The 19102-nt window shown below is 57.1% G+C and carries 12 protein-coding genes; 3 read left to right on the forward strand and 9 right to left on the reverse strand.

What is annotated here, in order from left to right:
• The 5 genes from hrpZ to RYC17_RS11305 form a co-directional block, all read right to left on the reverse strand.
• On the reverse strand, positions 1–1038 hold the full coding sequence (hrpZ, locus tag RYC17_RS11285; RefSeq protein ID WP_122280233.1) for a type III secretion system effector HrpZ: 1038 nt from the start codon (positions 1036–1038) through the stop codon (positions 1–3).
• Positions 1039–1090: 52 nt separating this feature from the next.
• Positions 1091–1417, reverse strand: coding sequence for a hypothetical protein (locus tag RYC17_RS11290; protein ID WP_058399580.1), 327 nt, complete (start codon positions 1415–1417; stop codon positions 1091–1093).
• 91 nt (positions 1418–1508) lie between these two features.
• The gene (locus tag RYC17_RS11295; RefSeq protein ID WP_058399579.1) at positions 1509–2417 is read right to left on the reverse strand and encodes a sigma 54-interacting transcriptional regulator; all 909 of its coding nucleotides are present in this window, start codon (positions 2415–2417) and stop codon (positions 1509–1511) included.
• A 50-nt stretch (positions 2418–2467) separates the two neighbouring features.
• On the reverse strand, positions 2468–3388 hold the full coding sequence (locus RYC17_RS11300) for a sigma 54-interacting transcriptional regulator (RefSeq protein ID WP_058407442.1): 921 nt from the start codon (positions 3386–3388) through the stop codon (positions 2468–2470).
• A gap of 1083 nt (positions 3389–4471) precedes the next feature.
• Positions 4472–5935, reverse strand: a complete 1464-nt coding sequence (locus RYC17_RS11305) for a transglycosylase SLT domain-containing protein (RefSeq protein ID WP_316903080.1) — start codon at positions 5933–5935, stop codon at positions 4472–4474.
• A gap of 218 nt (positions 5936–6153) precedes the next feature.
• Between RYC17_RS11305 and RYC17_RS11310 the strand changes: the two genes are divergently transcribed.
• A complete protein-coding gene (locus RYC17_RS11310) occupies positions 6154–11298 on the forward strand; it encodes an AvrE-family type 3 secretion system effector (RefSeq protein ID WP_316903082.1) in 5145 nt (1714 codons plus the stop codon).
• 49 nt (positions 11299–11347) lie between these two features.
• Here RYC17_RS11310 and RYC17_RS11315 read toward each other — a convergent pair whose 3' ends face one another.
• The 3 genes from RYC17_RS11315 to RYC17_RS11325 form a co-directional block, all read right to left on the reverse strand.
• Entirely contained in the window at positions 11348–11734 is a 387-nt protein-coding gene (locus tag RYC17_RS11315) for a type III secretion system chaperone (RefSeq protein ID WP_316887651.1), read from the reverse strand.
• A 77-nt stretch (positions 11735–11811) separates the two neighbouring features.
• Entirely contained in the window at positions 11812–14046 is a 2235-nt protein-coding gene (locus RYC17_RS11320) for a restriction endonuclease (RefSeq protein ID WP_316903084.1), read from the reverse strand.
• A complete protein-coding gene (locus RYC17_RS11325) occupies positions 14043–14537 on the reverse strand; it encodes a CesT family type III secretion system chaperone (RefSeq protein ID WP_058399574.1) in 495 nt (164 codons plus the stop codon). Before RYC17_RS11325 ends, RYC17_RS11320 begins: the two co-directional genes overlap by 4 nt.
• A 302-nt stretch (positions 14538–14839) precedes the next feature.
• On the opposite strand from RYC17_RS11325, the gene RYC17_RS11330 reads away from it, so the two are divergent.
• Positions 14840–16108: a pectate lyase gene (locus tag RYC17_RS11330; RefSeq protein WP_316903086.1), complete on the forward strand. Its 1269-nt coding sequence runs from the start codon at positions 14840–14842 to the stop codon at positions 16106–16108.
• An 86-nt stretch (positions 16109–16194) separates the two neighbouring features.
• Here the strand turns inward: RYC17_RS11330 and RYC17_RS11335 are convergent, their stop codons facing one another.
• Positions 16195–17565: a hypothetical protein gene (locus tag RYC17_RS11335; protein WP_058407461.1), complete on the reverse strand. Its 1371-nt coding sequence runs from the start codon at positions 17563–17565 to the stop codon at positions 16195–16197.
• A 460-nt stretch (positions 17566–18025) separates the two neighbouring features.
• Here RYC17_RS11335 and RYC17_RS11340 point away from each other — a divergent pair, with 460 nt between their 5' ends.
• A complete protein-coding gene (locus RYC17_RS11340; protein WP_058399572.1) occupies positions 18026–18970 on the forward strand; it encodes a bestrophin family protein in 945 nt (314 codons plus the stop codon).
• Positions 18971–19102: the final 132 nt, after the last annotated feature.

Below are 19102 nucleotides of genomic sequence, written 5' to 3' on the forward strand. Positions count from 1 at the left end.
TCAGGCAGCAGCCTGATTTTTAGTGCTTTGCAGCAGCATGTTGACCAGCAGCAAGGCAACTTGAGCAGCGCTGGCCTGCACGCCGGTGCCGGTCTGGCCAGCATCCTGAAGCGTCGCTTCCAGACCTTTCTGCAGCAAGCCACCGAGTAACTGACCCAGGTCCTGATTCGGCTGTTCGCCGCCAGGCACAAGGGCAGTATTGGCGGTGCTCACAGGTGTTCCCAAGCCGCCACCGGCCAATACCGATTGCAGGCCTCGGTCTATCAGCTCACCGATCAACTGGCCCACATCACCATTGGGATTGCTGTTGCTGGCGGGGCCGGTGTTAGCGTCGATAAGCGGGTCACCCAGTGAACCAGGCGAATTTTCCGTATTGCTCACAGGGCTGCCCAAGCCACCACCGCTGCTGTCGCCCGCCAGACCGCCGGCTGCATTCTGTTGACTGCCCAATTGCTGGCCGATGATGTCGAGTGCCGAGCGGAACTGTGCTGTTTCGTCGCCGTCGAGGAAGTTATCTTCCTTGAGTTCGTTCACCCACGAACCCGAGTCCGGTTTGGGAAACTGTGAGGGGTTGTCGTCCATGAACTGCGCGATCTTTTTCAGCATCGGCATGTCGTCCTCGGAAAAACGAGTGCCGCCATCCTGCTTGGTCAGAAGATCATTCAGCATCGACTTGGCCAGGCCATTGAGCACCTGTGTCATCAAGTCGGGTTGTCCGGCATCCGAGGCGTTGTCGGCAGAAGCGCCAAAATTGTCGCCCAGCTTTTCGTGGATAAGCGTGTCCAGCGCAGCCTTGATGTCCTCGAGGCCGCCGCCAGCCTTGCCACTGGCGGCCATCGCTTTGCCGAGCAACTTGCCCAATGGCGAGCTCTCGTCCAGTTGACCATTATGGGTCAGCTCCTGGGCAAGCTGCGCAATCACTTCCTGAAGCGCCCGGCTGGATGTACTCGCCCCGGTGGTCTCGGTTTCAGGACGGATCAGAACGAGCGCCATCGTCGGGCTTTGCAGCGTGCTGTTATTAAGACTGAGACTCTGCATCACAACCTCCTCAAAGTAGCAGCCCCCTCTGTGTGAAGGGGCATTCAAGAAATCAGAACTGGACGACCGAGTTCCGGATCTTGCTCGCAACGATTTGGTTGGAAAGCGCTTCTTTCTTGTCTTCGAAGCCCGCCAGCATGCTCGTCTCTCGCAGCAGGCCGTTCTCTTCGTTCGCAGTGCCGTCAAGCTCGGCGCTTTTTGCATCACCTTTACTGATGCTCGAGCGGGTAGCATCGATACTGTCAGTGCTACCCGTGTTTTTGGTCAGTGCAGTGTTGCGGTCGACGCTGCTCTTGACGCTGTTGATACCCTGCGCAGCGCCACCCACTGTGTTAACGACACCGCGACCCGCGTTAGTCAGAGAACTCATGATGCTCATAACGTGATACCCCTTGGTCTGTACCAGCGTAATTGCTTGGTACAGATAGGTGGTAACGACCCTTAAATCGGTTCCAGCACTCTGCAAAAAATCAGATCTGCAACTCCTTGATACGTCGATAGAGCGTGCGGCGTGGCATGTCCAGCTCCAGGCTTGCCGCATCAATGCAGTTACGGTGACGCTTGAGTGACTGTTGAATCAGGGCCTTTTCAATCGCCCTCAGCTGGGATTTGAGCCCACAGGCCAAGTGTTCTTCACTCTGCGGGTCGACGCCCAGCACCGGAAAACCCAATACATGACGTTTTGCAGCAGCCTTGAGCTCACGAATGTTGCCGGGCCAGTCATGCCCCAACAGTACCTGCTGGAGCAGCGGACAGACATCGGGCGGAGCAACGTCCAGTTCTTTGGCAGCCGTGGCCAGAAAGCGCTTGAACAAGGGCTGAATGCGCTCAGGCTGTGTGCGCAACGGTGGCAGCTGGAGTGTCAGCACGTTAAGGCGAAAGTACAGATCGCGGCGAAATTTCCCTTGCTCGACGGCATCATCCAGAGACGACTGGGCCGAAGCAATCACGCAGACATCCAGCTTGATCGTCGAAGTCGAACCCAGTCGCTCCAGTGCTCGGGTTTCGAGCACCCTCAGCAGCTTGGCCTGCAGGCTAAGCGGCATGCTATCGATCTCATCCAGATACAGCGTTCCGCCTTGTGCCGCTTCGATGTAGCCGACTCTGGAGCGGTCAGCACCGGTGTACGCACCGCTGACCACTCCAAACAGCTCACTCTCCGCCAGAGACTCCGGAATCGCAGCGCAATTCATCGCAACCAGGCGACCTTTACGACCCGACATTGCGTGAATGCGCTGGGCAATCGTGTCTTTGCCGGTTCCGGTTTCGCCTGACAGCAACACATCGATACCGAGTTGCGAAATGCTTTCAGCGACGATCCCCAGATTTGGAACACGCTCCTCGTCCAGGTCGTCATCAAACCCCTCATCAAGATCCATCACATGACTCCCGAGACATCAGCTTTTTGGACTCCAGCCGTTGCTGCGATCTATGCAGCAACTCCCAGCTCCTTCATACGGTGGTAAAGCGTACGTCTAGGCAGTTCGAGCTCCTGAAGCACGGCGTCGACATTGTGTCGATGCCGCTTCAACGCATCCTGAATAAGCATCTTTTCGATCACGCGCATCTGCATGCGCAGACCTGTCACCGGATCGCGAGCATCCATCGGTTCGGCCCCCAGCAGCGGGAACCCCAACACAAACCGCTTGGCCGCGGATTTCAGTTCGCGCACGTTGCCCGGCCAGTCATGGCTGAGCAGGATCTGCACACGCCCGTTATCCAGTGCAGGAACGGGACGTTGGAACTCAGCGGCAATCTCCTGGGTGAACTGGTCGAACAATGGCAGGATCTGTTCGCGACGTTTGCGCAAGGCTGGCAAGTGGAGCGTCAGCACGTTGAGCCGAAAAAACAGGTCGCGACGAAAAAGTCCTTGTTCCACCAGTTCATCCAGAGGGCGCTGGGCGGAAGCAATCACGCGCAGGTCCAGTGGAATGAATTCGGTCGAGCCCAGCCGCTCGACTCCCCGGCTCTCCAGCACGCGAAGCAGCTTGGCCTGGAGGCTGAGCGGCATGCTGTCGATTTCATCGAGGTAAAGCGTGCCGCCGCTGGACGCCTCGATGTAGCCCTCGCGAGCGCGGCAGACACCGGTAAATGCGCCGTTGACGACACCGAACAACTGGCTTTCTGCCAACGATTCGGGGATGGCAGCGCAGTTCATGCCGACAAAGGGCCCGGACCTGCTGGACAGCTCATGAACGCGATTGGCCAGGGTGTCTTTACCCGTCCCGGTTTCCCCGCACAGCAGCAAGTCCATATCCAGAAATGCGCTGTTCATTGCAATTTGATGACCAGCGGATAATGCAGTTACGTCCCAACACTCTCGGACGTCCTTATCAATGTCTGTGCTCATCGATCACTCTCACTGTGGGTGGCAAGCGGACTATTAATACCACGTCTTACAAGGCACACATATAGTAATTTAGTTCCCCATGAAATGAGAAAAAGCTCACAAAGTTGAGAATTATTATCATAGTAATATCGTCATATGACGAGCAACACCCGCATAGAGCCAGACTGTTGGGATGATTAGTTTAATCTATCGATATTCCATTCCGATCAAGCGCTTACCGTTCAAAAAAATCTTAAAACCCCCGGCGTGCGGGCCGTTCGTCCGACTGCCCCGTCTTGGACCCGGGCAAAAAACCATGTAATCACACGGTTTATTATTAGAAAAAACCGTGCAGCAAAGTGACTCGACTTATAAAAAACCAACGTACCGTTACAGGCCACATGAAAGGGCTCAACTAATAACGGGCTGAAAGAAATAAAAACGGGAAACACACACTTAACCAGTCCCCCCTCAAGGAAAATTAAGTTACCCAACTACCGAACCAAAACAAAAAGTTCGACATTGAAACTTAACTTACTGATTGGAAACGGAAGACGTTACACGTAACGCTGAACAGCGTTACTCACAGGTTTTCATTCATTCGGTTTTCCGAACGCTGCTCACCCTCGGCATGTAGGGTTACAAAATTCTCCCGGTTTTCGGGCTCGAAACGAGATAGCTTTTTGCCACCCAGCCATTCGGCTATCCGAACGAGTGGATTTCGTTGCGCGTAGACTCAAAATTGGAGGGAAGGGATAGTTAACTGAAAGGATTCAGTGTAGGACAATCCGCCAATCGCAAGCTGTCGCTGCGCCAAAGGTAGTGACCATAACCAACGGTGATACCTCGTCATCACGGAAGAATGTTTCTAAATGTGTGTAAGCACTAGCTTACAAAACTTTACAAAAGTTCAGCAAAAATAGTCGGCGAGCGTAAAAAGTTTATGGCTACCTGCCACGAACGAGAACAAAAAAAAGGACGTATCAGCGTTGAAATATAGCGTCTTAACGGCGAGTCACACCGAAACGCCAACAAGAAAAAGCACCAAAAAAGGGCATTTTTCAGGTGATTTTGCTAGGCATCCGGCTTTAAAACCGCAGGTTATTAGCGTGAACCGCTGGCATAGACCACGATACGCGGGCCGCTTGGCAGCTCGCGCGGGCCCGTACGATCCTCGATATCATCACGTCTGCGAGGCGACGAGCGGTCATCCACGTAGCGCCCGGCTTGTACCACGCTAGGCACCGATAATGCCTCCCTTGCCGGTGTCCGCAGGGTCATCGGCGGCTCTTTATGCTCGACAGCCGGTACCAAGGGTGGTGTTTGCGGCGCAGAAGCCTGCTCTGCCACCTGCATGGGTTCCACGGGCTTGGGCACAGGTGCCCGTTCAGCCACCTCCACCGCCTGCACGGGCCTGGGCACCGGCGTTCGCTCGACCACACGCACCGGCTGCGGCGTCCGGGGTAATGCCAAGTGCTCGACCACAGGCTTATCAACGCGCTGAGGGGCGCTCCTGGTTACAGGCGATTCTCCGGTAATTCGCGCGATACCGGCTGTCAGCACTTGCTTCTGAGTCTTGGGCAGCAGCAACCGCCCCGGTCCATCCGGCGTTTTTTTGCGCAGAAACGCCGAGTTGAGTCTCAGCAACTGCCCCTCATCCACGCCCGCAGTGGCCGCAAGCTGGGTCAGGTCTACGGCATGGTTGAGTTCGACCACGTCGAAATATGGTGTATTGGCCACCGGGGTGAGTTTTACACCGTAGGTAGCGGCGTTGCGCACGATCAGCGAGAGCGCCAGCAGCCTGGGCACGTAATCCAGGGTTTCCCTGGGCAAATTCAGGTGCCAGTAATCAACAGGCAGTCCGCGTCGCCGATTGGCCTCGATCGCCCGGCCGACAGTGCCTTCGCCCGAGTTGTAGGCCGCCAATGCCAGCAGCCAGTCATTATTGAACTGATCATGCAGGCGGGTCAGGTAATCCATCGCCGCCCTGCTGGATGCCACCACGTCACGGCGCGCGTCATACGTAGCGCTTTGATACAGATTGAAGCTGCGCCCGGTAGAAGGCATGAATTGCCAAAGGCCCGCCGCAGCGGCCGGTGAATTGGCCATCGGGTTGTAGGAGCTTTCGATCATTGGCAACAGTGCCAGCTCCAGCGGCATATTGCGCTCGTCCAGGCGCTCGACAATAAAATGCAGATAGGGGCTGGCCCGGACACTTGCCCCACTGATAAAGCCACGATTGCTCAGCAGCCAGTCGCGCTGGCGAGCGATACGCTCATTCATACCCAGGCCATCCGCCAGCCTGCTGCGTTGCGCAACGCGCTGCCACACGTCCTCGCCGTTATACACGGGCAAATCGGAAATTTTCTCTGCCGCCCGCGCACCTTCCTGATCATCTCCCCCCCAGTAGACCAGGCCCGTAACCAGCCGCGGATTGCGTTCCTGCCGTGGTGCTGAATAGTCCACAGACTGACAACCCACACACAGCGAGCCCAGGGCGAGGACAGCGATTTGAACAGCGCGAGCCAGCAAGCGGGGGCTCGATACGAAGGAGGCAACGGCGGGCATGGGGGGAATGTCCTGAACGTGTCCATCCTACGTGGCACGTTCACCGTTACGGTTCCCTTTGAAACCGATATCAGCGCTGCAAGGCGCTGGGCTGAATCATTTCAGCCATAAGTATTTGCGATGGAACCCTCCACCATCTCTTGCCACTCAGCCGATGAAGGAATTTTCACGCTTTGCATCAGGCTGCCATCAGTGGCAAATGGACAGGGAGATTCACCGTGCATTCATCATCGATCCACCGCAACACCGGAAGCATCATTCAGCCGCCAGTCTCGGCAAACACGAACGCTGCAGCTGATCTACAGCAAAAAACCGAACAACCCAAGCAACGCTCCTCGCACTCACTGAGCAGTGTCGGCAAGCGAGCGCTGAAGAACGTCAGCAAACTGTTCCAGAAATCCAAGGCACCGCAGCAGAAAGCGGCCACGCCTCTCACCGTAAAAAACGTCAAGCCTTCACAGCCCACTTCAAATGCGAAGACAGCCAAAGATAAAGCGCCTGTATCTCAGTTATCGAGCAATAGTCTTGATGACCTGGACGATACGCGCCAGCCAGTGACGCGTGCGGGGCATAGCGGCGCCAGCACTTCCGGCACCAAAGCCCAAGACCCGGACGAGCCGGCAACGCTCCAGAGTTCTCGGCAATCGATGATGACGCGCAGCAACGGAGGCCGTTTCGAGCTGAAAGACGAAAAACTGGTTCGCAACTCAGAGCCACAAGGCAGCATTCAACTGGACGCCAAGGGAAAGCCTGACTTCTCCACGTTCAATACTTCCGGCCTGGCCCCACTGCTGGATTCCATTCTCGCCACCCCCAGGCAAACCTACCTGGCCCATCAAAGCAAAGACGGCGTGCACGGCCACCAGTTGCTACAGGCCAACGGGCACCTGCTGCACCTGGCGCAGGACGACAGTTCGCTAGCCTTGATCCGCAGCAGCAAAGAAGCACTGCATATAGAAGGAAAGAAACCGCCAGCGGTGAAACTGGAGCGTGAAGACGGCAACATTCACGTCGACACCGCGAGCGGGCGAAAGACTCAAGAGTTACCCGGCAAGGCGCACATCGCTCACATTACCGGTGTGCTTCTCAGGCACGACGGCGAGCGTATGCGAGTGCATGAAGACCGGCTCTATCAGTTCGACCCGATCAGTGCTCGCTGGAAAGCGCCTGAAGGCACGGAGGACATCGCTTTCAACAGTCTGGCCGCAGGCGGCAACGGCTCGGTCTATGCGAAAAGCGACGATGTGGTAGTCGACCTCACGAGCCCTTTCATGCCGCACGTCGAAGTCAAGGATCTGCAGTCATTTTCGGTGGCACCGGACAACAGAGCGACATTGCTCAGCGGCAAAGAGACCCAGGCGATCCTGCTCACAGACATGAGCCCGGTGATTGGCGATCTGACCGAGAAGAAAACCAAAGCGCTTGAACTCGACGGCGGCAAGGCGCAAGCGGCTGCGGTCGGCCTGAGCGACAACAAGCTGTTCATAGCAGACACCCAAGGCAGACTTTACAGCGCGGACCGGAGCGCATTTGAAAGCAATGACCCGCAATTGAAGCTGATGCCCGATCAGGCAAACTTTCAATTGGCAGGCCTGCCGCTGGGTGGCCACGACAGCGTCACCGGATTCATCAACGGGGATGACGGCCGTGTGCATGCATTGATCAAAAACCGCCAGGGCGAGATTCACTCTCACGCACTCGATGAGCAGAGTTCAAAACTGGAAAGCGGCTGGAACATGACCAATGCTCTGGTACTGAGCAACAATCGCGGGCTGACCATGCCCCCGCCCCCCACCGCCGCTGACCGGCTCAACCTCGATCGTGCGGGTCTGGTTGGCCTGAGCGAAGGACGCATTCAGCGCTGGGACGCGACGCCCGAATGCTGGAAAGACGCCGGTATAAAAGATATTGACCGCCTGCAACGCGGTGCCGACAGCAACGCCTATGCGCTCAAGGGCGGCAAGCTGCACGCGCTCAAGGTGACTCCTGAACACCCCAACATGGCCTTTGACCACAACACGGCGCTGGCCCAGACCGCGCGCTCGACAACAGTCGAGATGGGCAAGGAAATCGAAGGGCTCGACGACCGGGTGATCACAGCCTTTGCAATGGTCAGCAACAAACGCTTCGTCGCCCTCGATGACCAGAACAAGCTGACCGCCCACAGCAAGGATCACAAACCCGTCACTCTCGATATCTCCGGCCTGGAAGGCGATATCAAGAGCCTTGCTCTGGATGAAAAACACAACCTTCATGCGCTCACCAGTACCGGCGGGCTTTATTGCCTGCCCAGGGAAGCCTGGCAATCGACAAAGCTGGGGGATCAGATGCGCGCCCGCTGGACGCCGGTTGCCCTACCCGGAGGTCAGCCGGTCAAGGCACTTTTCGCCAATGACGACAACGTGCTCAGCGCCCAGGTCGAAGACGCCGAGGGCCAGGGTCTGATGCGGCTCAGTGCAGGCAAATGGCAAGCTTTCGAGCAGCGCCCGGTAGAAGAAAACGGTTTGAATGATGTGCACTCGCGAATCACGGGATCGAACAAGACCTGGCGAATTCCAAAAACCGGGCTGACGCTCAGAATGGACATCAATGCATTCGGGCGCAGCGGTATGGAGAAATCCAAAAAAGCCAGCACCCGCGAGTTCATGCGCGCCAACGTCTACAAAAACACCGCAGAAGTGCCCCGCTGGATGAAGAACGTTGGCAACAACATTCAACATCGCCACCACGGTCGCCTGGGTCTGAATGAGGTATATAAAACCGAGTCCATGCTGTTCAAGCAGTTGGAGCTGATCAATGAGTCCGGCGGCAGGCCGCCAGCCCCGGGCAAGGATTTGAAAGCGCGCATTGCCGCACTGGAATCAAAACTGGGGCCTCAAGGCGCTACGCTGGTCAAGGAACTGGAAACCCTGCGCGAAGAGCTGGAAAATCACAGCTACACGGCGCTGATGTCTATCGGCCAAAGCTATGGCAAGGTGAAAAACCTCAGGCAACAAGACGGCATTCTCAACCAGCACGGTGAGTTAGCCAAGCCGTCGGTGCGCACCCAGTTCGGCAAGAAACTCGCTGAGCTGGGCACAAAGCTCAACTTTAAAAGCTCTGGACATGACCTGGTCAAAGAGCTTCAGGACGCCTTGACTCAAGTTGCTCCGTCTGCTGAAAACCCCACCAAAAAGTTACTCGGCACGCTGAAGTATCAAGGGCTGAAACTCAGCCACCAGAAAGCCGACGTACCCTTGGGGCAGCGCCGCGATGCCAGTGAGGAGCATGGCCTGAGTAAAGCGCGTCTGGCGCTGGATCTGGTCACGCTGAAAAGCCTCGGCGCGCTGCTCGACGAGGTCGAACAGCTACCGCCGCAAGCCGACATAGACCCGTTACAAAACAAACTGGCGACGCTGCGTGATGTGACTTACGGCGAAAACCCGGTCAAGGTGGTTACAGACATGGGCTTTACCGATAACAAAGCGCTGGAAAGCGGTTACGAAGCGGTCAAGACATTCCTCAAGTCGTTCAAAAAAGCTGACCATGCGGTTAGCGTCAATATGCGCGCAGCCACAGGCAGCAAGGACCAGGCGGAGCTGGCCGGAAAATTCAAAAGCATGCTCAAGCAACTGGAGCATGGCGACGACGAAATCGGGCTGCAGCGCAGTTACGGACTGAACCTTACCACCCCGTTCATCATTCTTGCCGACAAGGCCACAGGACTATGGCCAACGGCAGGTACTACCGGTAACCGTAACTACATACTCAATGCCGAGCGTTGCGAGGGCGGCGTTACGCTTTACCTGATCAGCGAAGGTGCGGGAAACGTAAGCGGTGGCTTCGGTGCCGGCAAAGACTACTGGCCGGGCTTTTTTGACGAAAACCATCCTGCTCGTAGTGTCGACGTCGGTAACAACCGCACGTTGACCCCCAACTTTCGCCTGGGCGTGGACGTGACAGCCACCGTCGCCGCCAGCCAACGTGCCGGCGTGGTCTTCAACGTTCCGGATGAAGACATCGACGCATTTGTCGACGACCTGTTTGAAGGCAAGCTGAACCCCTTGCAGGTGCTTAAAAAGGCCGTCGACCATGAGACCTACCAGGCTCGGCGATTCAACTTCGACCTCACGGCGGGCGGAACTGCCGATCTACGCGCGGGGATAAACCTGACCGAAGACAGAGACCCGGATGCCGATCCCAATAGCGATTCGTTCTCTGCGGTGGTGCGCGGCGGATTCGCGGCGAACATCACCGTTAACCTGATGACCTACACCGATTACTCGTTGACCCAGAAAAACGACAAGACCGAGTTGCGCGAAGGCGGCAAGAACCGCCCGCGCTTTCTCAACAACGCAACGCTTGGCGGGCAGCTTCGCGGTCAGATCGGCGGCACCCACACCGCCCCCACAGGCACACCCGCCTCCGCGCCGGGACCGACGCCCGCTTCACAGTCAGCCGCCAACAATCTGGGAGTAGCGGTCAATTTCAGCGTAGAGAACAGGACTGTCAAACGGGTCAAGTTTCGCTATAACGTCGCCAAGCCGATAACCACCGAAGGTTTGGGCAAGCTGTCTAAAAGCCTCGGCGAGGCATTCAAGGACAGCACGACCAAAGCAAAACTGGCCGAACTGGCCGACCCGCTGAATGCGCGTTACGCAGGCAAGAAACCGGATGAGGTTATTCAGGCGCACCTCGACGGCCTTGAAGAACTGTTTGCCGACACTCAATGGCAGAACGACAAGCAGTACAAAGCGCTTCGTGGCCTGAAACGCGGGGCGGTCGAGCATCGGGCATCAGTCAATAAGCACAGCGTGATGGATAACGCACGTTTTGAGACCAGCAAAACCAACCTCTCCGGCCTGAGCAGTGAAAGCATACTCACCAAAATCATGGGCTCAGTGCGTGAAGCGAGCGCCCCCGGCAATGCAGCCAGGGTTGCCGAATTCATGCGCCAGGACCCGAAACTCCGCGCCATGCTCAAGGACATGGAGGGCAGCATCGGGACACTGGCGCGCGTACGGCTGGAACCGAAGGACTCACTGGTCGATAAAATCGACGAAGGTAGCCTGGACGGCACCATGACCCAAAGCGACCTCTCCGACCTTCTGGGGGACCGCAGCCAGATGCGCATCAAGCGCCTGGTGGTATTCCACACCGCGACTCAGGCTGAAAACTTCACCTCACCAACACCCCTGGTCAGCTATAACAGCGGAGCGAATATGAGTGTCACTAAAACGCTGGGGCGCATCAACTTCATTTATGGCGCAGACCAGGACAAACCGATTGGTTACACCTTTGACGGCGAGTTGTCGCGGCCTTCGGCGTCGCTCAAGGAAGCGGCGAGCAAGTTGAAGCAAGAAGGGTTTGAACTGAAAAGCTGAAAACGCAAACAGTGAAAAAAGCGCCGCCTTTACGCGGCGCTTTTTTTATTCAAGCCAGAAATGCGCGAGCCTCGCGTGCCTGGGAAATGAAGCCGCGAGTCACATCGCAGAACGCCGGTTCATCGAGCGATGCCAGTTCACGCTGGGCGCATAGACGTACATCGCCCTGATCGACAGCAAACCAGCAACCGTGCAAACGGGCGACGTCGAAGTTCAGGCTCAACAGGCGCTGCAGATCAGTGGAACGCTCCGGACAACGGCCTACACTGCAATGAAAGACGACCATTTCGCTGTGCTCGGGCAACTCGATGATCGCCGCTTCGTTGTTCTGGCCGTCGTAAAGGGCGCATACGCCATTCTGCAAGGCCAATGATGTACCGAGCTGGACGCTCAGAGCGTTAATGAAGCGGGCGAAATCGGGTGTCGGGTTTCTCATCGTTATAGTCCTTTAAAGTTAAAGCAGTCTGAATCAGCCGGACAGCAGACAGGTACGGACTGTGCCCGGCGTTGGAATCAGCGCGGAGCGAGCAAGCCTTCTTCCAGCGCCCGCAACTGCTCGTCGTCAAGCGGAACGGAAGGTGCCGGCCGCTGCACTGTGGGGCTGGTTGGCGACGTTGGGGCCGCGTTCCGGGGCTCGTCGACGGACCCGCGAGCTTCAGGCGGTTTTGCTGGCGTAAGCGCAGCGCGTGCTGACGACACGCCGTTCAGCACACCGTCTGCCAACACTCGAACCGTGTCCACAGCCATCTGGGTTGGCAGCTGCAACGCGCCTCGGCCCATGTGATAAGCGTTTTCCATAGCCCTTGGAATGCCGCTCAATGTGCCCGGCTGGGAGGTATGTGGCAGCGATGCCCTGTTCGGATGGCGGATGTTGTTCAAGGCTGTTTCGGTACGATCCAGCATCGGCGTTGCGCCGCCCATGCCCGCATCCTTCAGCGCCTTGGCTTCGGCGGTGACAGACTGGTTGGCGTACAGCGTGGACAAGTAGGAAATCGAGCCCGTTGCGGCCAGAGCCATGTTGCGCAGGATATTCCCCGCACTGAGCGTACCGCGCGCGCCTTCGGGCTGGGCTGTCACTGGCGGCAGTGCCGAGGTCAGCGCCGAGCTCTGAATACCCGATATTGCCTTGCTATAGAACGTGGTACGTACCGACGCTTCGCGCAGGTCCATGCCTTTGGCCAGATCCTTTTTCAACTCTGTCTCGGCTCGGTCTGGCGTGAATACCGGAATTTTGCGCCCTGCGGGATCGACATACGTCGACTTCAACTGCAAAAGCGTTTGCGAACTGGCAGACACCGCCCCGCCAAAGCCGGATGCCAGGGCTCTTGCGCTCAGCGTCTGGCCATTGATCTGGTGTAAATCGTTGAGCATCTGGCGCACAGCCTGAGAACCACCAAAGGCACTGTAAGCCATCAGTTCACCCACCGGATGGGTGGACGAACCCTGGACCTTCTTCTGGTTCAGCACCGCGCGTTCGCCCTTGACGAATGCCTTGTCCTGAGCGAGTTCATCGGGCGTTTTCCTGATCAGTTCACCGTGCTCGCTTTTCAGTTCGAAGGGGTCAGGAATCACCGAATTGGTATCGATAGCCTTGAGTGGCACCATGTTCAAGCGCTCGTTCAGGCCAGTCTTCTGCAAGGCAGCCTGAAACACCGGTTTCACTACGCTATTAACTGTCTCGTGAGCAATGCCCGCGACCATTCCGGTTATTGCCGCCTTGAGCATGCTGGCGTCGCTGCTGGTCTCAGGCACCTCCTCTCGCAGCTTGTCACTGGTGGACAAACGCACGTAACCCAGGTGCGTCATTGACGACAGGAACTGCGGAACCGCAGCCGCAACAATCGGCCCGGCACCTTTCCAGCCGCCAACCGAGTTGCGGGCAGTGACAAGATCACTGACGACGGTGTCCAATTGTGTATGTGCGGCGACCGAAGCAAGGCGTTTGGCCTCTGGCGATTTGACGAAATCGGCGTGCAGGCCGACCAGAGTGGTTTTGGCATCAACCAGCGCCTGCCTGTTAGCGTGCAAAGCTTCCTTGTCGCCCTCTTCGGCACTTTGCAAGCTCACATCCACTGCAGCGATGTGCTCATCCAGCGACACGATGCTTTTGCTCAGCTCTTCGCCGATTGCCTTGCTAGCACGACCGGCGTACTCGCCAAGAGCGGCCTGACTGACGGCAAGAGTCGCCCGATCCTCGTTGGCATGCGGGCCTGTCTTGGTTGGCGTAGCGTCGTGCATCAACTGAAAGTGCTCCAGTTGATCGGCGACCGATTGTGCGAAGCCCTTGATCAGTTGACCGACTTCGGCTTTGTCGGGGGCCTGACCCGGCTGGGTAAACTTGTCCAGCAGTTGTTGCAAGTCCGAACCATGAAACTGCTTCAGTTGATAGCGCTCAGGAGAGAGACGCTCGGCCATGACTTCAAAAGGCAGCTTTTCAGCCTGCAGCAAGCTGCCAATCAATAACGCGGCACGCGAGCTGATCATCGGCGCGCCGCTGACCGGAGCCGTCGCAGGCTCAGCCTTGAAGGCTTGTAAAAGCTGCGTGTGTCGCGCCGCAACATTCAGCCGCGCGGCACCGGCAGCCGAGCTTTCTGCTGCGTGCGGCCCTGCCTGATTGGGAGTCAGCGGCGGATTCATGCCTGGCGTCACTGCATTCGGGTGAGCGGTCTGGGCGGGAATAGCATCGGGCTGCTGGTTTATCCGGGCGAGCTCGATGCCGCCCGATCCACCGATTCGCGGAGTGTTCATTGAAACCTCCCTGAGGCCGACAGGCTCTCGCGTTTGGCTGCCGTGGCAACAGGCTGCTCAGCCGAAGCACCTGCCGTTGCGGCCTGCCCGATGAACCCGTGCTCGCGCCACTCGTTCGCCAGATCAGCGAACGACTTCATCAACAGCAGCACGCCTTCGGCAGAGGCTCGCTCCAGGCTCACGGACCCCATAAGCAGCACCCGGCTGGTCTGAGCATTCCAAGAGAAAACCGGGCTATGGGCGCCCGAGAACATATGAAAATTGATGTCCATCAACGCCAGCAATACAGCGTCACGATTGCGTGTCGGCAACGCTCCCATGTCGCCGTAAATCAGAACAGCACGGCCCTCATCGCGATCCTGATACTGAAGTGTGAAGTCCACTTCGCTGATTTTGAAATTGGCAGATTCGTAAAAACGTTCAGGCGTGGAAATAAGGCTGAGCGCGCAGATTTCGTTTATCAGGGTGTGGTACGGGTCATTATTGGTCATTTCACGGCCTCTGAGTGCGATATAAAGCCACACCGTTTTTCTGCCGGTGTGTTCGCACTGAGTCGAAGGTAAAGGCGTTTTGGTTCCTTGCGCTCGTCAAGCGCACAAGGGATGGCGTCTTGAAAACATCGCCATCGATAGCGGCGAAACGGGAACCGCTCACCTCGCTTTGCCACTCACTTCGAGCAACATCTGGCGAATTCCTCGTCGACCTATAGAACTGACAGGGACGCGGCGACCGACGCTGGTAAATCCGGAAGACGACGCTGGTTCATATGTCCACCCCATCGAGGTAAAACATCATGAGCATCGGTATCACCCCCACGCCCTACCAACCCGCGCCAGCCGCGCTGGACTTCTCGGCGCTGAGTGAAAAAAGCCCGCAGACAAACACCTTCCACGATGAGAACACACCGCAGGCCGTAGACGCTGGCGCCATGCTGTTCAACAGCGCCGCACAGAAAAACGTCAGTTTCGGGCAACCCGACAACAGCGTGCAGAGCCCACAGGATGCCAACAACACAGCCAACCCCGAGTCCAACCTCATCAAGCTGTTCAGTGCATTGATTGTTTCACTGCTGCAGATGCTCATGAACCTTAATAAAAAACAGGACACAGATCAGGACTCGAGCGAGTGGCAGGACCCTTTTCAGAACAATGGCGGGCTCGGTACGCCTTCAACCGATAGCGGTGACAGCGGTGACGGCAGTACGCTAGCCGCAACGGGTGATGGCAGCGGCGATACCCCCACCGCAACAGGTGATGGCGGTGGCGATACGCCGACTGCAACAGGCGGTGACGGCGGCGATAGCCCTGCACCCACTGCAACAGGTGGCAACACGCCTTCTGTCGAAGGCAGCAGCGAGAACGATGATGGCGTAACACCGCAACTGGCCAACCCCAACCATACCTCAGGCACGGGTCCGGTTTCGGATACAGCGGGCGCCAACGACCAGGCCGGCAAGGTCATTGTGGTGAAAGACACCATCAAAGTCGCTGCCAACACAGTCTATGACGCACATGGCGCAACCTTCACCGCCGACAAGTCGATGGGTAACGGAGACCAGAGCGAAAACCAGAAGCCTTTGTTCGAACTGGCAGAAGGCGCCACCTTGAAAAACGCGAATCTGGGCGAGAACGAGGTGGATGGCATACATGTGGTAGCCAAAAGCGCCCAGCAAGTCACCATTGATAACGTGCACGCCGAAAACGTCGGGGAGGACATGATCACTGTCAAGGGCGAGGGAGGCGCAAAGGTGACCAATCTGCAAATCAAAAACAGCAGTGCTGAAAACGCAGACGATAAGGTTGTCCAACTTAACGCGAACACTCATTTGAACATCACTGGTTTCGAAGCCAACAATTTCGGAACGCTGGTTCGCACCAATGGTGAAAAGCAGTTTGATGACATGAATATCAAGCTGGACGGTGTAGACGCTAATCACGGCAAGTTCGCACTGGTAAAAAGCGACAGCGAAGACCTGAAGCTGGAGACCAGCAACATCGCCATGACCGATGTCAAACATGCCTATGATAAAACCAAGGCCTCGACCCAACACACAGCGCTTTGAATCCCAACCGGACAGCTGGAAAAAAGGGGTGGCCTCACTCGTTGAGCCCGCCCCTTTTTACCGTCTAATTGCAACTTACAGTTTGCTTACGACCATCCAGGCTGAAACGGTGTTTCACTTGGAGAAGCCGCAATACCACCCTCTTCAATATCCGCTTCACGCGCGGGACGATGACGCAGGTTATTGACCGTGTTGCGCAAGCTGGCACCGGTATTGACGAGCGCTTCCCCGCCTTTGTCTTTGACGGTTTTTGCCAGTTTCACGGTCTGGTCGGCAACATAGCCTGTCGTACTGGACGCAGTCGACTTCACCGTGTCCTGTATGAACGACTCGGCTTTTTTAACCGCAGGGTCAGTCGCCAGTGCAGCGGTGGTCCAGCCTGCGAAAACGCCTGCCGAACCCGCCAGGTTGGTCAACTGACTGACCGCAGCACTGGTCGCCGGATGGGAGATGTTTTTCGTCGCCATCTCCTGCAACTTGCCTACCCCTGCGAAACCGCCCGCCAAGGCAACCCCGTTTTGTACCAGACTGGTTGCCGAGACCAGACTTCTCACCGCCTTGAGCCCGTCAGTCGCGATGTCCAGTGGCAGACCGGCCATCCGCTTGCCAGCGTTAAGCGCCGCACCTGAGTAGCTGGCTGACTTGATCGCGTTGTAAGCATCGAGCCAGTCAGTTTCGTCATTCAGGTCAGCCTTGGGCTGTTTATCCTTCAGGCCGAGCACGAATGCACCACCGCGCAGGTGATCGCGCGACTGCACACTGAGCATGCGGTTGCCAAAGCCTGCGTTGGCAGCCAGACCACCCGCCGTCGACACGCTGATGTCGACAGCACTCTGGACTGCCGGTCTGGACGCCAGTGCCGGAGCCAACACCGTACGCACTGCGTTGCGCGCCGAGTACGTCTGCACCGCAATCCCCATGTCCACAACCTGCCTGCCAAGCCCTGGCGAGTGGCGCTTCACAGAGGCAGCCATCGCATCATGGAGCCTGTCCGGCGAGGTGCTCAGGTAATGCAGATCACCTGTCGCACGATCCATCATCTTGGTGCCCACCTGGTCCATCACCCCCGACAGCGCCCCGGAAATGAACGGGGTTAGCGGCTTGAGTGGCGCAGGTAGCCAATCGCCCTTGTTAATCGCTGGCTGCATGTACTGAAGCACCGAAGCAGCGGCAAATGGCGTGGCCCGTAACGCGCTTGATGCCGTCGTCGCCAATCGGTCGAACTTTTCCGCCTTGGCAAATGTTTCTCCGATGCTTGCACGGGTTTCGCCCTGCTCACTCAACCGCCTGGCGCGCGCATCGATCAGCGCATCGATCTGCTCGTTATGAGCATGAATGGCAGCGTGGTCGTCCAATGAGCCGGTCAACGGCAATTTGTGTGCAGCGAACACATGATCCTTCAGGTAATCAGTGATCGCATGCAGATTGTCCTGCGCACCGGAGTTGACGGACCGCACAGAACTGGAAGCAAGAGACGCGTCAGACGCGGTTCGAAAGCTCTCTATCTCAATACCAGGCGGTTGTTGGGCGGATCGGTTGATGTGCATGGAAATTCCCTCTCGGTCTACGGAGTTTGAACAGCAAAGCGCTGAGGCGGGCTTGTCCGGAACGAGTATTTGCGTGAAAGCAATGCAACGAAGTGTCGATCAAACAACGCCAGAAACAGCGAAACGTCCGGCTACCCGCCAGTTGAACAGGATCGACAAAGGCTGTGTGGTCCCGGATCCGTTGACGGTTCCAGTGCATGACCTGTGCATGCCGAATTCAAAGGCACCAGCCGAAACAGCACAGCAAACCGTGTTGAAAATTACGCACCCGGAAATTAAGCGGGCTTTAAGGCGAGCGGCGTAAGTTCGCGGCATAACGTGTTCACTGAACATATACAGCCTTCTTCCAACCCAGCAAGGGAGTGCCGTAATGACGGGGCTTTTCGAAAAAAAATGGCGGTGTATCAGCCGAACGGTCACCTACGTTGGCTGGTCGCTGTTCTGGCTTCTGCTCTGGGACCTGGCCGTGACCATGGATGTCATGCTGATAGAAGGCAAGGGCATCGATTTCCCGCTGATGCCTCTCACGCTGCTTTGCTCGGCACTGATCGTGCTGATCAGCTTTCGCAACACAAGCGCCTACAACCGCTGGTGGGAAGCGCGCACGTTATGGGGCGCGATGGTCAATAGCTCACGCAGCTATGGCCGCCAGGTGATTACCCTGATTGAGGGTAATACCGATGATCGCAACAACCCGGTGAAAGAAGTGCTGTTTCATCGCCACGTGGCCTACCTGCGGGCACTGCGGGCCCATCTCAAAGGCGATGTCGGCACCGCAAGGCTCGACGGTCTGTTGTCGAACGCCGAAATTCGTCGAGCCTCTGACAGCAATAACTTTCCCAATGACATTCTGAACGGCTCGGCAGCCATCATCTCCGAAGAGTTTGCAGCGGGACGCATCGACAGCATTCGTCTGGCGAGACTGGAGTCGACCATGGTCGAACTGTCCAACTGCCAAGGCGGCATGGAACGCATCGCCAACACACCCTTGCCCTACCCGTACATCTATTTTCCGAGGCTGTTCAGCACCCTGTTCTGCGTCATCATGCCACTGAGCATGGTGACCACCCTGGGCTGGTTCACCCCGGCGATATCCACGGTGGTCGGCTGCATGCTGCTGGCAATGGACCGTATCGGCACCGACCTGCAAGCGCCCTTCGGCAGCAGTCAGCACCGGATTCGCATGGAAGACTTGTGCAACACCATCGAAAAGAACCTGCACTCGATGTTTAGTGCGCCGGAAAAGCAGCTGCTGTCGACAGGCTCGCAAGGCGAGGACGGTGGTGCTTGGCAGGCGCATCGGCTGGCCGTTTGAAGAGCTGATATAAGCGCTAGCGGCCAACCATAAAAATTTTCACAGGCGAAGGAGGTTTGGAGGCATAGCCTGTGATGAACGGCGCATCATTGACTGCCAAATCCAAGCTGACAGGAACGATGGCCTTCACCC

This window comes from Pseudomonas syringae group sp. J248-6 (assembly GCF_032586995.1).
Lineage (GTDB): Bacteria > Pseudomonadota > Gammaproteobacteria > Pseudomonadales > Pseudomonadaceae > Aquipseudomonas > Aquipseudomonas amygdali.